Here is a 14,590-nt window from a genome sequence, read left to right on the forward strand (position 1 = left end):
CGACGGCCGTCGATGTGATGCGGCCATTCGTGCTGCCCTGATCAAACTTCTGTCACGATCAGAAAAAGTTCCGCTATCCAAGACCAAAGCTCTGGACACGGCGGCTAGAAGGCTCCTACTGTTTCGGGCACAACACGCCGATGCTGCGTCGGTGTAACCCCCCACTCCCGGAGGTGGACCCCCATGGGCACTGCGGAACCCGCCGTCGGCGGTGTCGAGCCGGTCGCGTCCGACCGGTCGGCCGAGCCCGGTGAGGTGGTCCTGCGGCTGACCGACGTGGTCAAGACCTTCCCCGGGGTACGGGCCCTCGACGGCGTGCAACTCGAGGTGCGGGCCGGCGAGGTGCACTGCCTGCTCGGCCAGAACGGCGCCGGGAAGTCGACCCTGATCAAGGTGCTGTCGGGGGTGCACCGCCCCGACTCCGGCCTGGTGGAGTGGCTCGGCTCGCCGGTGACGTTCGGCAATCCGCAGGCGGCCATGAGAGCCGGGATCGCCACCATCTACCAGGAGCTGGATCTGGTGGACGAGCTGTCGGTGGCCGAGAACGCCTTCCTCGGCCACGAGCAGCGCCGGCTCGGATTCGTCCGCCGCGGCCTGATGCGCCGGCGGACCGCCGAGATCCTGGCCCGGCTGGGGCACGGCGAGATCGCCGCCAGCCGGCTGGTGCGGACCCTGCCCGCCGCCGGCAAGCAGGTGGTGAGCATGGCCCGGGCGCTCTCCCACGACGCCCGCCTGATCATCATGGACGAGCCGTCCGCCGTGCTGGCCCACGACGAGGTGGACAACCTCTTCCGGATCGTCCGCGCGCTTACCGACCGGGGCATCGCGGTCATCTACATCTCGCACCGGCTGGAGGAGATCCGCGAGATCGGCGACCGGGTGACGGTCCTCAAGGACGGCCGCACCACGGCGGCGAACCTGCCGGCCCGCGACACCCCCACCAAGGACCTGGTCTCCCGGATGACCGGCCGGTCGATCGAGTACGTCTTCCCGAACCGGCCCGGCCCGGCTGACGCGACCGCCGCCGACCAGGCCACCGCCGATACGGCCGCCGCCACCGCGACCGCCGCCGGCCCGGCCACCGCCGGTGGCGAGGCACCGCTGTTGCAGGTGACCGGCCTGGCCCGCGACGGCGAGTTCACCGACGTGTCGCTCTCCGTGCGCGCGGGGGAGATCGTCGGGATCGCCGGGCTGGTCGGTTCCGGCCGCTCGGAACTGTTGGAAACGATCTTCGGGGCCCGGCGGGCAACGGCGGGCACGGTGAGGGTCAACGGGCGACCGCTGCGACCCGGCAGCGTCGGGGCCGCGGTCCGCGCGGGACTGGGCATGGCGCCGGAGGAGCGGAAGAGCCAGGCCCTGCTGCTCGGTGAGCCGGTCTACCGCAACGTCACGTTGGCGACCTTCGGCCGGTTCGCCCGCTTCGGCTTCACCGACGTCGGCCGGGAACGCGACGAGGCGAGTCGGGTCGGCGCGACCCTGGAGCTGCGGCCGCGCGACGTACGCCGGCCGGTGCGGACGCTCTCCGGTGGTAACCAGCAGAAGGTCGTGGTGGGGCGTTGGCTGCTGGGCGGCATCAAGCTGCTGCTGCTCGACGAGCCGACCCGGGGCGTCGACGTCGGCGCCCGGGCCGAGCTGTACCAGGTGGTCCGGGATCTGGCCGACAGCGGTGTCGGCGTCCTGCTGGTCTCCAGCGAGGTTCCCGAGGTCCTCGGGCTGGCCGACCGGGTGCTGGTGATGCGGGAGGGCCGCGTCATCCACGAGGCACCGGCCGGGCAGTTGGCCGAGGACACGGTGCTGGACCTGGTGATGGCCGGATCGCTCATGGAAGGGGCGTCGGCGTGAGCGGCACCGACCGGACCAGACGCGATGCGGGCGGCCCCGCGGGCCGGGTTGACGAGGGATCTAGCCGAGGGAGTGCGACGACTGTGACCACTGATGAGGCCCGCGCGAAGACGGACCCCGGGTCCGCCACCGCGGTCGGGACCGAACCGGGCGGGACCGCTGCCGCCGGGACCGCCGAACCGGCGGGGATCGACGTGCCGCCGCCGCGGATCAGCTGGTGGCGAGGCGTGGGCGGGGACGCGGTGGGCCGCAACCTCGGCCTGGTGGGGGTACTGGCGGTACTGATCATCATCGGGGTGGTGACCCGCCCGGACCTCTACTCGGATCCGAGCTGGGTCCGCTCCAACGTCTTCTCCATCCTCACCCTGGCCTCGGTGGTCGGCGTGGTGACGGTCGGCATGACGTTCGTGATCATCGGCGGCGGGATCGACCTGTCGGTCGGCGCGATAGTGGCGCTGGCCGGAGTCTGGTCGACAACACTTGCCACCCAGTCCTACGGCGCCGGCGGCATGGTCTTCACCGCGATAGTGGTGGGCATCTGCGTCGGCCTCGTCAACGGAGTGCTGATCTCGTACGGCCGGTTGGTGCCCTTCATCGCGACCCTGGCGATGCTGGTGGCCGCCCGCGGCCTGGCGGCGGAGATCTCCGGCAAGCGCACCCAGGTCTCGTCGAACACGACGATCAACTCGATCGCCAGTGAGCGGTGGCTCGGCGTACCGGTGCTGGTCTTCATCCTGGCCGCGGTGGCGGTGCTGGGCTGGGTGCTGCTGAACCGGACGACGTTCGGGCGGCGCACGGTCGCGGTCGGCGGCAACCCGGAGGCGGCGCGGCTGGCGGGCATCGACGTGCGGCTGCACACCGTGTTGCTGTACGGGCTCTCGGGGCTCTGCTGCGGGATCGCGGCGATCATGCTGACCGCGCAGGCGACCTCGGCCCAGGCCGCGATGGCGAACCTCTACGAGCTGGACGCGATCGCGGCGGCCATCATCGGCGGGACGCTGCTCAGCGGCGGCCGGGGCACGATCGTCGGTTCGATCCTCGGCGTGATCATCTTCGCGACGATCACGAACCTGTTCGCGATCAACGGGCTGTCGACCGAGGCGCAGAACATGGTCAAGGGCGGCATCATCGTCGCCGCCGTCCTGGTCCAGCAGTTCCGGTTCAAGACCTTCACCCGGTTCCTGGCCCGCAACCGCGGGGTCACCGCCCCAAGCTGACCCGCCGCACCCGGTCGGCCGTCGGCGATGGACGACCGCACGTCCCCTACCCCTGCTAGCGACCTTTTTCTGATCGGTTCACCGCTCCACTGTCCCGTTCTTTCTCCTCGTGCTGGAGGTTGTCGTGTCTCGTTTCCGTAAGTTCTCCTCGTCCGCGTCATCGGTGGGCGTGGACGTGTCGCGTCGTGGATTGCTGTTCGGCGGTGCCGCGGTGGGCGCCGGGGTGTTGTTGGCGGGGTGCACGTCGAACGAGGCGGAGCCGCAGACGGCGCAGACCGTCGGCGGTGGCCAGGGGGAGGGCAACAACGCCCCCGGCGAGCGGGTCACGATCGGCTTCTCCGCGCCGGCCGCCGACCACGGCTGGATCGCCGCGATCACCAACAACGCCCAGGCCCAGGCGAACGCCTACTCCGACGTGGAGTTCAAGATGGTCGAGGCGGGCGCCGACGCCGCGGCCCAGCGGGCCACCCTCTCCACCCTGCTGGCGGAGAAGCCGGACGTGATCGTCCTGCTGCCGCACGACGGCAAGGAGCTCAACGCGTTCGGCCTGGAGGCGATGGCCGCCGGTATCCCGGTGGTCAACCTGGACCGGGCCTTCCCGGACGCGCTGGCGTACCGGCTGCAGATCAAGGGCGACAACTACGGCATGGGGGTGTCGGCCGGCCGGTGGATCGGTGAGCAGATGCGGGCCAAGGGCATCACCAACCCGGTGATCGGCGAGATCGCCGGCATCGACGAGCTGGAGCTGACCCAGGAGCGGTCGGAGGGGTTCAAGGCGGAGCTGGCCACCTTCGGGTTCTCGGTGACCAACCGGCGGGCGGCCCGCTTCACCGCCGACAGCGGCCAGACCGAGGCGGCGCAGCTGCTGCAGGCCCTGCCGAAGATGGACGCCCTGTGGAACCACGACGACGACCAGGGCATCGGCGTGCTGGCCGCGATCAGCCAGGCCGGCCGGTCGGAGTTCGTGATGGTCGGCGGCGCCGGCTCCAAGGCGGCGATGGAGGCCATCGCCGCGGACAACACCGTGCTGAAGGCCACCGTCACCTACAGCCCGTCGATGGCCTCCTCGGCGATCTCCCTGGCCCGGCTCATCGCCCAGGGCAAGGGCATGTCCGACCTGGTCGAGCTCCAGGTCCCGAAGGAGATCACGCTGGCCTCGGAGACCATCACCAAGGAGAACGCCGCCGAGTACCTCCCCCTCGGCTTCTGATCCACCAACCACCTGGCTCAATCCCGGCGGGCGGTCGCCCGCCCGCCGGGGCGCCATAGTCCGTTGACGAACGTTCCACCGGTGTCGGTGGTCGAGAGGGAGTAACAGCTGTGTCTGGTGCCGGCGAGTTGCGGGTCGCGATGATCGGGTACGCCTTCATGGGGGCCGCGCATTCCCAGGCGTGGCGCACCGTGAACCACGCCTACGATCTTCCCCTCAAGGCCCGTATGCGGGTCGTGTGCGGTCGTGACGGTGGCGCGGTCGCCGCCGCCGCGGACCAGCTCGGCTGGGAGGAGCACGCCACCGACTGGCGGCAGGTCATCGCCCGCGACGACATCGACCTGGTCGACGTCTGCACCCCCGGTGACTCGCACGCCGAGATCACCCTCGCCGCGCTGGCCGCCGGCAAGCACGTGCTGTGCGAGAAGCCGCTGGCGAACACCGTCGACGAGGCCCGGACCATGACCGAGGCCGCGCTGGCCGCCCAGGCCCAGGGCATCCGCAGCATGTGCGGCTTCAACTACCGCCGGGTCCCGGCGGTCGCCCTGATGCGCCAGCTCATCGCGGCCGGCAAGATCGGCACGATCCGGCAGGTCCGGGCGGCCTACCTCCAGGACTGGATCATCGATCCGGACTTCCCCCTGGTCTGGCGACTGCAGAAGGAACGGGCCGGGTCCGGGGCGCTGGGCGACATCGGCGCGCACATCATCGACCTGGCCCAACACCTCACCGACCAGCGGATCTCCACGGTCACCGCGCTCACCGAGACCTTCATCCCGCAGCGTCCACTGCCGACCAGCGCGCCCACCGGGCTCGGCGGCGGCGCCGGTCCGGCCGGCGAGGGCCGGGAGATGGGCGAGGTCACCGTCGACGACGCCGCCCTCTTCCTCGCCCGCCTCGACGGCGGCGCGATCGCCACCTTCGAGGCCACCCGGTTCGCCGCCGGCCGCAAGAACGCCATCACCATCGAGATCAACGGGTCGACCGGCAGCCTCGCCTTCGACTTCGAGCGGATGAACGAGCTGCAGTACCACTCGACCGCGGCGCCCATCGCCGAGCAGGGCTTCACCCGCATCCTCGTCACCGAGCCCGAGCACCCGTACCTGGCGCCCTGGTGGCCGCCGGGCCACACCATCGGGTACGAGCACACCTTCACCCACCAGGCTCATGACCTGATCCAGGCGATCCACAGCGACACCGACCCCAGCCCCTCGTTCACCGAGGCGCTCCAGATCCAGCAGGTCCTGCACGCCGTCGGGGAGTCGGCCGGCAACGGCCGGTGGACCTCGGTGGAGAAGGCGGCCTGACGGGTCGGGCCCGGAACGGGCCCGACCGGCACCACCCAGACTCCTCGGCCCGTGGGCGAGGGTCGATGGCACGGTTGCGCCCCGTGCCGCCGATTCACGGGACCGAGGTCGGTCGTCCGGCGCGGCCGGACCGGGATTTCCCGGCCGCGCCGGGCGACCAGTAGGCGTGTAGTACCTGGCGGACGTGGCACCGCGCCAGGGGTGTGGCACCAACCGAAGCTGTCCGTCCAAAGGCCGGATCAGTGCCGACGGTGAGGCTTCACGCCTCCCCGAACCCCCGGAGGAACGACAAATGAAAAGAACCCAACGACGATGGCTTGCCGTCGTCGCGGGCGCCGCACTCGCCGCTCCCATGATCGCCACGGCCCCGGCCGGGGCCCACGAAGGCCACGAACACGAAGACGGCTACCAGGTCCTCGTCTTCACCGGCACCGCCGGTGCCGCGCACCCGTCGACCGCCAAGGGCGTGAACGCGATCCGCACCCTCGGCAACAGTAACGGGTTCACTGTGGACGTTTCCCGCAACGGTACCGCATTCTCCGACGAGAATCTCGCCAACTACTCAGCGGTCGTCTTCCTCAACAACTCCGGCGACGTCCTCAACGACCTCCAGCAGGAGGCGTTCGAACGGTACGTCCAGGCCGGACACGGCTACGTCGGACTGCACGGCGCCGCCGGTGCCGAACCCGACTGGGCCTTCTACCGCGACCTGGTCGGGACCTCGCTGGCCGGCAGCGCGGCCACCGGCACCGGCGTGATCGATGTGCCCGACCGGTACCACCCGTCGACCGAGCCGATCTCCCGCGAGCTCACCCTCACCGAGTCGTACCCGAACTTCACCAGCAACGTCCGGGGCACCGCGCACGTGCTGGCCACCGTGGACACCCAGTCGGTGACCGGCTCCACGATGGGCTTCGACCACCCGGTCTCCTGGTGCCGTGACTACCAGGGCGGCCGGTCCTGGTACACCGGCCTGGGGGCCACCCCGGACACCTTCACCGTCGGGGCGATCCGCAAGCACCTGCTCGGCGGCATCCAGTGGGCCGCCGGTGTCGCCGAGGGCGACTGCGGCGCGACCGTGCTCGGCAACTACGAGAAGGTCGTCCTCAACGACCAGCCCGGCGAGCCGATGTCGCTGGCCGTCATGCCCGACGGCCGGGTGCTGCACAACACCCGGGCCGGCGAGATCCGGATGTACGACCCGGCCACCGGCGCCAGCCCGGTGATCACCACGGTGCCGGTGTACCAGCACGACGAGGACGGCCTGCAGTCGGTCACCCTCGCCCCGGACTTCGCCGAGAGCAAGTGGGTCTACCTCTACTACGCGCCGCCGCTGGACACCCCGGTCGACAACCCGGCCACCCCCGGCGTGAACGAGGGCGACGCCCCGCAGAACAGCGACGACCCAGCGGTCTGGGACGCCTTCAAGGGCTACAACCAGCTCTCCCGGGTCAAGTTCGTCGAGGAGCCGACGCCGCACCTGGACCTCTCCACCGAGCAGCAGATCCTGCGGGTCGACGTGGACCGGGGCGCCTGCTGCCACGTAGCCGGTGAGGTCAAGTTCGACGGCAAGGGCCTGCTCTACCTGGTCACCGGCGACGACACCAACGCCAGCGGCTCGGACAACTTCACCCCGATCAACGAGTCGCCCACCCGGGGTCCGGCGTACGACGCGCAGCGCTCCTCGGGCAACACCAACGACCTGCGCGGCAAGGTGCTGCGGATCAAGGTCAAGGAGAACGGCGGCTACAGCATCCCGGCCGGCAACCTCTTCCCCGAGTCGGCCGACCGGGACGACAAAACCCGCCCGGAGATCTTCCTGATGGGCCTGCGCAACCCGTTCCGGTTCGACGTGGACTCGCGCGGCTGGGTCTACATCGGCGACTACTCGCCGGACTCGCGGGTGCCGAACCCGGCCCGCGGCCCGGAGGGCACCGGCCGGTGGATCGCCACCAACAAGGCCGGCAACTGGGGCTGGCCGTACTGCTACTCGCCGACCCTGCCCTACATCGACTGGAACTACGCGACCCAGACCGGCAACGGCCCGTTCAACTGCGCGGCACCGGTCAACGACTCGCCGCGCAACACCGGACTGACGGTGCTCCCGCCGGTCCAGGACCCGCAGTTCCGCTACACCTACAACGCCACCACCCCGTGCGCGGCGGCCTACCTGGCCACCCCACCCGGAACCTGCAGCTTCCAGTGGCCGGTCATCGGCACCGGCGGCGTCGGCCCGCACGGCGGTCCGATCTACAAATATGACGAGTCGCTGGAGTCGGAGACCAAGTTCCCCGCCTACTACAACGACGCGGTCGTGCTGGGTGAGTTCACCCGGGACAAGATCTTCATGATGCGGACCAACGGCAGCGGCAAGCTGCTCGGGGTCGAGCAGCTGCTGCCGGGCTTCGTCTTCGACAACCCGATGGACATGGAGTTCGGCCCGGACGGCAGCCTCTACCTGCTGGAGTACGGCGACGGCTTCTTCCGGGCCAACCCGGACGCCGCCCTGTCGGTGATCCGGTACGTCAAGGGCACCCGTGGCCCGGTGGCGAACCTGGACGCCACGCCCACCAACGGCACGGCCCCGCTGACCGTGCAGTTCTCCAGCGAGGGATCCAACTCGCCCGAGCCGGGTGAGACGATCTCGATCGCCTGGGACTTCGACGGTGACGGGACCACCGACTCCACGGAGCCGAACCCGTCGCACACCTACACCACGAACGGCGTCTACTTCGCCCAGCTCACCGTGACGGACTCCAGTGGCAAGACGGCGACCCTGAGCCGGGCCATCACGGTCGGCAACACGGCACCGACGGTCGAGGTCACCACCCCGATCTCCGGCTCGTTCTTCAACTGGGGCGACTCGGTGCCGTACACGGTGAATGTGACCGACCCGGAGGACGGCACCATCGACTGCAGCCGGGTCACCGTCACGTTCGTGCTCGGCCATGACGAGCACGGCCACCCGCAAACCTCCACCACCGGCTGCACCGGCACCCTGCCGACGCCGCCGGACGGCGCCGACCACGCCGGTGGATACCTGTTCGGTGGGATCAGCGCCAGCTACACCGACCTCGGGGCCAACGGTCAGCCGGCGCTGACCACGGTCGGCCAGGCGACCATCCAGGTCCCCCGGCAGCAGGCCGAGTTCGCGCAGATCAGGCCGAACGTGACGCTGTCCAACACCGGCGACACCGGCGGTGGCCAGCACGTCTCCGGAATCGACAACAACGAGTTCATCGCGTTCGACCCGATCAACCTGGGCGACGCCGACACGGTCACCCTGCGCTACGCCGGCGGTTCCGCGGCGACCGTGGGCCAGCCGAGGGCGGTCGTCGAGCTGCGGGTCGACGCGCCGGATGGTCCACTGGTGACGGCCAGCTCGGTACCCGCCACGGCGGGCACCAACGCCTGGGCGAACCACCAGATCGCGGTCGACCACCCGGCCGGTGCGCACCAGCTGTACCTGGTGTTCCGGTCGGTCGACGGCGGTCCGACCAGCAACCTGTTCAACCTCAACTGGGTCGAGTTCGGCAGCTCGGCCGGCTGATGTCGGGTTCGTGCCGGCGGCCCGCGGGCCGCCGGCACGGGCCGGGCACGGCGTACCACCAGCACCACCGGCAACATTCGGGGGAGGCAGGGCCGCAACGCCGAGCGTCCCTGTCTGCCGTTGCCCCGTCCGCCGGGTCGGGTCGGGCCGGACGACGGCGCGGTCGGCGCCGACGACGGCACCGTCGACCGGGTGCCACCCTGGCCCGGCTGGGCGGACGGGGCCCATCAACTGCAGAGGAACACCACCGACCGAACGGACCCACGGACACCCCGCCGGGCCCGTCCCGAACCACCGGAGGCACACCATGGGTACCGGAGTCTGGCTGATCGGCGCGCGCGGCTCGGTCGCCGTTACCAGCATCGTCGGGGCACTGGCGGTGCGTTCCGGGCTGGCCCCGCCGACCGGGTGCGTCACCGAACTGCCGCCGTTCCGGGTGCCCGCCGTGCCGTCGCTGGCCGGACTCGTCTTCGGCGGGCACGACATCGCCCTCACCCCGCTGGCCAAGAAGGCCGACGAACTCGCCGCCGCCGGGGTCCTGCCGGCCCGGCTGGCCGATGCCCTCCGCACCGAGTTGGCCGCGGTGGAAGCCGAGGTCAGGCAGCTGCCCGAGGGCCCGACCCAGGCCGCCGTCGCGGCCCAGATCGCCGCCGACCTGACCGCGTTCCGGGACCGGCACGGGCTGGACCGGGTGGTGGTGATCAACGTATCCACCACCGAGCCGGCGCCCGACCCGGACCCGGCACACCGGGACCTGGCCGCGTTGACCGCCGCGCTCGGCCGGCCCGGCACGGTGCTGCCGCCCAGCGCGCTGGTCGCCTACGCGGCCCTGGACAGCGGCTGCGCGTACGTCGACTTCACGCCGTCGACCGGGGCGCGGCTGCCGGCGCTGGCCGAGCTGGCCCGGCTGCGCGCGACGCCCTACGCCGGCCACGACGGCAAGACCGGCGAGACCCTGGTCAAGGCGGTGCTGGCCCCGATGTTCGCGCAGCGCAACCTGGCGGTGCGGACCTGGTCGGGCACCAACCTGCTCGGCGGCGGCGACGGCGCCAACCTGGCCGAGCCGGCCGCGAACGCGGCGAAGACCGCCAGTAAGCAGCGGGTCCTCGCCGAGATCCTCGGCTACCAGCCGCAGGGCACCACCCGGATCGAGTACGTCGACGACATCGGCGACTTCAAGACCGCCTGGGACCTGATCACCTTCACCGGCTTCCTCGGCACCGGCATGCGGATGGAGTTCACCTGGCACGGCTGCGACTCCGCCCTGGCCGCCCCGCTGGTGCTGGACCTGGCCCGGCTGACCGCCGCCGCGCACGCCGCCGGCCGGCACGGCCCCCTGCCCGAGCTGGCCTTCTTCTTCAAGGACCCGCTCGGTGACGGGCCACACGCCCTGACCGACCAGTGGCACCTGCTCCTCGACTTCGTCCGCAACCTGCCGTCCACCCCGGACTCCGCGTCGACCTCGGACGGGAAGTCGTGATGGACCCCGGCGCCGACCCGGCCGGCACCGCCGAGCTGCGGGCCGCGCTGGCGCGCGTACCCGATGGGGGTTGGCTGGCGGGGGCGGTGCGGCGCGTCGCGGCCGACCCGGCCGCGGTGGCGCGCTGCTTTCCGGCCGCCGGCCGGCGCTGCGGGCGGGACCCGCTGCCCGGCCTGCCGGACTGGTCGGCCGACCAGGGGGCGCGGGCGCTGCTGCTGGCCGCCCTGCCGGCCGACGGCCTGGCCGACCGGGTGGCCGAGGTCTACCGGTGGGGAGACGCGGCCGAGAAACTGGCGGTGTTGAAGGCGCTGCCGATCCTGCCGCTCGGCGCGGCCGGGGTCGGGCTGCTCGCCGACGCCATCCGCAGCAACGATCCGCGGCTGGTGGCGGCGGCACTCGGGCCGTACGCCCGCCACCTCGATCAGGCGATGTGGCGGCAGGCCGTGCTCAAGTGCGTATTCATGGGCGTACCACTCGCGGCCGTCGATGGGCTGGACGATCGGGCCGACGCCGAACTGGGCAGGATGTTGGCGGGCCTGGCGGCGGAACGGACCGCGGCCGGGCGGGACATGCCGGCGGACGCGACCGCGCTGCTGAGCCGGCTGGAAGGGGAGGCGTGATGCGGATCTTCGACCCGCACATCCACATGTCGTCGCGGACCACCGACGACTACGAGCGGATGGTGGCCGCCGGGGTACGGGCGGTGGTGGAGCCGGCGTTCTGGCTCGGCCAGCCCCGGACCTCGGTCGGCTCGTTCGTGGACTACTTCGACTCGCTGGTGGGGTGGGAGCCGTTCCGGGCCTCCCAGTTCGGGGTCCGGCACTTCGCGACGGTGGCCCTCAACCCGAAGGAGGCCAACGACCCGCGCTGCCGCGAGGTGGTCGGCGACGTGGTGCCGCGCTTCCTCGACAAGGACAGCGTGGTGGCGGTCGGCGAGGTCGGCTACGACTCGATGACCCCGGCCGAGGACGAGGTCTTCGCCGAACAGCTGGCACTGGCGGTGGAGTACGAGCTGCCGGCGCTGGTGCACACCCCGCACCGGGACAAGGTACGCGGGGTGCAGCGGAGCCTGGCGGTGGTGGCCGAGTCCGGCCTGCCGCCCGGTCGGGTGGTGGTCGACCACCTGAACGAGGTGACCGTCGGGCTGGTCCGCGACACCGGCTGCTGGCTCGGGTTCTCGATCTACCCGGAGACCAAGATGTCACCGGCCCGGATGGTCGAGATCCTGCGGTCGTCCGGGGTGGAGCGGGTGCTGGTGAACTCGGCGGCGGACTGGGGGCGCTCCGATCCGCTGCTGACCCGCGCCACCGGCGAGGCGATGCTCGCGGCGGGCTTCAGCACCGACCAGGTGGACCAGGTGCTCTGGCGCAACCCGGTCGAGTTCTACGCCCAGTCCGGCCGGTTCGACCCGGCCGACCTCGACGCCCCCGCCGACCCGGCCGGCGAGCCGCCGGACAGCACGTACGCCGGCAGTTCGATCGCCCGCGGGGGTGCGTGATGGCGCCGCTGCTGGTGCTGGACGTGGTCGGGCTGACCCCCCGGCTACTGGCCCACATGCCCCGGCTGCGGGCGGTCGCCGAGACCGGTTTCCAGGCCGAGCTGGGCACCGTGCTGCCCGCCGTGACCTGCTCGGCGCAGTCCACCTTCCTCACCGGCGAGCCGCCGGCCGGGCACGGCATCGTCGGCAACGGCTGGTACTTCCGCGAGCTCGGTGAGGTCTTCCTCTGGCGGCAGCACAACGCCCTGGTGGGCGGGGAGAAGCTGTGGCAGGCGGCCCGCCGGGTCCGCCCCGACTACACCGTCGCCAACGTCTGCTGGTGGTACGCCATGGGCGCCGACGTGAACTGGACCGTCACGCCGCGCCCGATCTACTTCGCCGACGGTCGCAAGGAACCGGACTGCTACACCGACCCGCCCGAGCTGCGTGACGAGCTGACCGCGAAGCTCGGCACCTTCCCGCTCTTCACCTACTGGGGGCCGGGCGCCGGGCTGCCCTCGTCGGCCTGGATCTGCCGGGCCACCACCGAGATCATGACCAGCCACCGGCCGGACCTCACCCTGTCCTACCTGCCGCACCTCGACTACGACCTGCAGCGCTTCGGGCCGTCGTCGCCGCAGGCCGCCGCCGCTGCCGCCGACCTCGACGGGGTGCTCGGGCCGCTGCTGGACGCCGCCGCGGCCCAGGACACCACCGTGGTCGCGCTCTCCGAGTACGGCATCACCGACGCCTCCCGGCCGGTGGACATCAACCGGCTGCTGCGCTCGGAGGGCCTGCTGCGGGTCTACACCCAGGCCGGCATGGAATACCTCGACCCGTGGACGTCGCGGGCGTTCGCGGTCGCCGACCACCAGGTCGCGCACGTCTACGTCCGCGACCCGGCCGACGTGCCGGCGGTGGCCCGGCTCTGCGCCGGCCTGCCCGGGGTGGCCGAGGTGCTCGACGAGGCCGGCAAGGCCGCCGCCGGGCTGGACCACCCGCGCTCCGGCGAGCTGGTGCTGGTCGCCGAGCCGGACGCCTGGTTCACCTACTACTACTGGCTCGACGACGCGGCGGCCCCGGACTTCGCCCGGCTGGTGGAGATCCACCGCAAGCCCGGCTACGACCCGGCCGAGCTCTTCTTCGACCCGGCCAACCCGGGCGCGGCGAAGCGGCGGGCGGCGGTGGCGCTGGCCCGCAAGAAGACCGGGATGCGCTACCTGATGAGCGTGGTCGGGCTGGACGCCGGCGCGCGGGCGGTCCGCGGCTCGCACGGCCGGCTGCCGGCCGACCCGGCCGACGGGCCGGTGCTGCTCTGCTCCCGGCCGGCCGCCGCCCGGGACCGGCTCGCCGCCACCGAGGTGAAGGGGCTGCTGCTGGAGCTCGCCGGCCTCACCGCGGCGGCACCGTCATGACGCTGGCCGCCGCCCGGCCGGACGCCGCCGGCACCGGCTCGCTGCGGGAGCGCTGCGACGCCGAACTGGCCGCCTTCCTCGACCGGCAGGATCCGCACTGGCCGGACGGCGCGCCGCGCGGCGTCTTCGACCGGCTGCGCCGGTTCGTGCTGGCCGGTGGGAAGCGGTTGCGGCCGACGTTCTGTTACTGGGGTTGGCGGGGGGCCGGTGGTCCGGACTGTCGGGAGATCGTGGCCGCGGCGGCGGCGTTGGAGATTTTCCACGCGTTCGCGTTGATTCACGACGACATCATGGACGGTAGTGATCAGCGGCGGGGCGAGCCGTCGGTGCACCGGTTCTTCACGGATCTGCATGCCCGGTCGGCGTGGCGGGGGGACGCGGGTCGGTACGGGCACAACGCGGCGTTGCTCTGCGGTGACCTCTGCGCCGCCTGGGCCGACCAGATGTTCCACGAGTCGGGGCTGCCCGCCGAGCAGATCCGCCGCGGCTACGCCGTGTTCGCGGCGATGCGCACCGAAGTCATCGCCGGCCAGTACCTGGATCTGGTCTCCGGGGTAGGTGACGGTTCGGTTGCCAGTGCGTTGACGGTGATCCGGATGAAGGCCGCCCGGTATACGGTGACCCGGCCGCTGCAGATCGGGGCGGCGTTGGTGGGGGCGGGCGAGGAGGTCCGGGCGGGATATGCCGCGTTCGGTGATCCGTTGGGGGACGCGTTCCAGCTGCGCGACGACGTGCTCGGCGTGTTCGGGGACCCGGCCGTGACCGGCAAGTCGGTCCTGGACGATCTGCGGGAAGGCAAGTCGACGGTGATGATGGCGCTCGCCCGCGACCAGGCCGACCGGGAACAGGCCCGCCGGCTGCGGGAGCTGGTCGGTGACCCCGAGGTCGACCTGGCGGGCGCCGAGGAGCTGCGCTCCATCATCGTCGCCACCGGTGCCCTCGACGCGATCGAACAGATGATTCGGCTGCGTACCCAGGCGGCGGTGGCGGCCCTGGCCGACGCGCCGCTCACCGACGAGGCCCGGCGGGAGCTGACCACGCTCGCCGAATCCGTGGCCGAGCGGCAGAGCTGACCAGCGGGTTGCAAGGAGG

General features: G+C 71.8%; 10 protein-coding genes. All 10 read left to right on the forward strand.

Features of this window, described 5'->3' with window-relative positions; translation table 11 throughout:
• The first annotated feature begins 183 nt into the window (after positions 1-183).
• The 10 genes from O7627_RS06460 (at position 184) to O7627_RS06505 (ending at position 14,571) form a co-directional block, all read left to right on the forward strand.
• Positions 184-1,842, forward strand: coding sequence for a sugar ABC transporter ATP-binding protein (locus tag O7627_RS06460; protein WP_278092582.1), 1,659 nt, complete (start codon positions 184-186; stop codon positions 1,840-1,842).
• 188 nt (positions 1,843-2,030) lie between these two features.
• Complete coding sequence (locus O7627_RS06465; protein ID WP_278098185.1) at positions 2,031-3,059, forward strand: ABC transporter permease; 1,029 nt, start codon at positions 2,031-2,033, stop codon at positions 3,057-3,059.
• 175 nt (positions 3,060-3,234) lie between these two features.
• Positions 3,235-4,269, forward strand: coding sequence for a substrate-binding domain-containing protein (locus tag O7627_RS06470; RefSeq protein ID WP_278092583.1), 1,035 nt, complete (start codon positions 3,235-3,237; stop codon positions 4,267-4,269).
• Positions 4,270-4,409: 140 nt separating this feature from the next.
• On the forward strand, positions 4,410-5,576 hold the full coding sequence (locus O7627_RS06475; protein ID WP_278098186.1) for a Gfo/Idh/MocA family oxidoreductase: 1,167 nt from the start codon (positions 4,410-4,412) through the stop codon (positions 5,574-5,576).
• Positions 5,577-5,868: 292 nt separating this feature from the next.
• Positions 5,869-9,126: a ThuA domain-containing protein gene (locus tag O7627_RS06480; RefSeq protein ID WP_278092584.1), complete on the forward strand. Its 3,258-nt coding sequence runs from the start codon at positions 5,869-5,871 to the stop codon at positions 9,124-9,126.
• A 307-nt stretch (positions 9,127-9,433) separates the two neighbouring features.
• Positions 9,434-10,606 (forward strand): inositol-3-phosphate synthase, encoded by a 1,173-nt coding sequence (locus O7627_RS06485; protein WP_278092585.1) that lies wholly within the window; start codon positions 9,434-9,436, stop codon positions 10,604-10,606.
• Positions 10,606-11,226, forward strand: a complete 621-nt coding sequence (locus O7627_RS06490) for an EboA domain-containing protein (RefSeq protein WP_278092586.1) — start codon at positions 10,606-10,608, stop codon at positions 11,224-11,226. Before O7627_RS06485 ends, O7627_RS06490 begins: the two co-directional genes overlap by 1 nt.
• Entirely contained in the window at positions 11,226-12,104 is an 879-nt protein-coding gene (locus O7627_RS06495) for a TatD family hydrolase (protein WP_278092587.1), read from the forward strand. The genes O7627_RS06490 and O7627_RS06495 overlap by 1 nt, the downstream gene beginning before the upstream one ends.
• Positions 12,101-13,498, forward strand: a complete 1,398-nt coding sequence (locus tag O7627_RS06500; protein WP_278092588.1) for a nucleotide pyrophosphatase/phosphodiesterase family protein — start codon at positions 12,101-12,103, stop codon at positions 13,496-13,498. Before O7627_RS06495 ends, O7627_RS06500 begins: the two co-directional genes overlap by 4 nt.
• Positions 13,495-14,571 carry a polyprenyl synthetase family protein gene (locus O7627_RS06505; protein ID WP_278092589.1) on the forward strand — a complete coding sequence of 359 codons (1,077 nt, stop codon included), beginning with the start codon at positions 13,495-13,497 and terminating at the stop codon, positions 14,569-14,571. Before O7627_RS06500 ends, O7627_RS06505 begins: the two co-directional genes overlap by 4 nt.
• The last annotated feature ends 19 nt before the right edge of the window (positions 14,572-14,590 follow it).

The organism is Solwaraspora sp. WMMD1047 (genome assembly GCF_029626155.1).
Taxonomy (GTDB): Bacteria; Actinomycetota; Actinomycetes; order Mycobacteriales; family Micromonosporaceae; genus WMMD1047.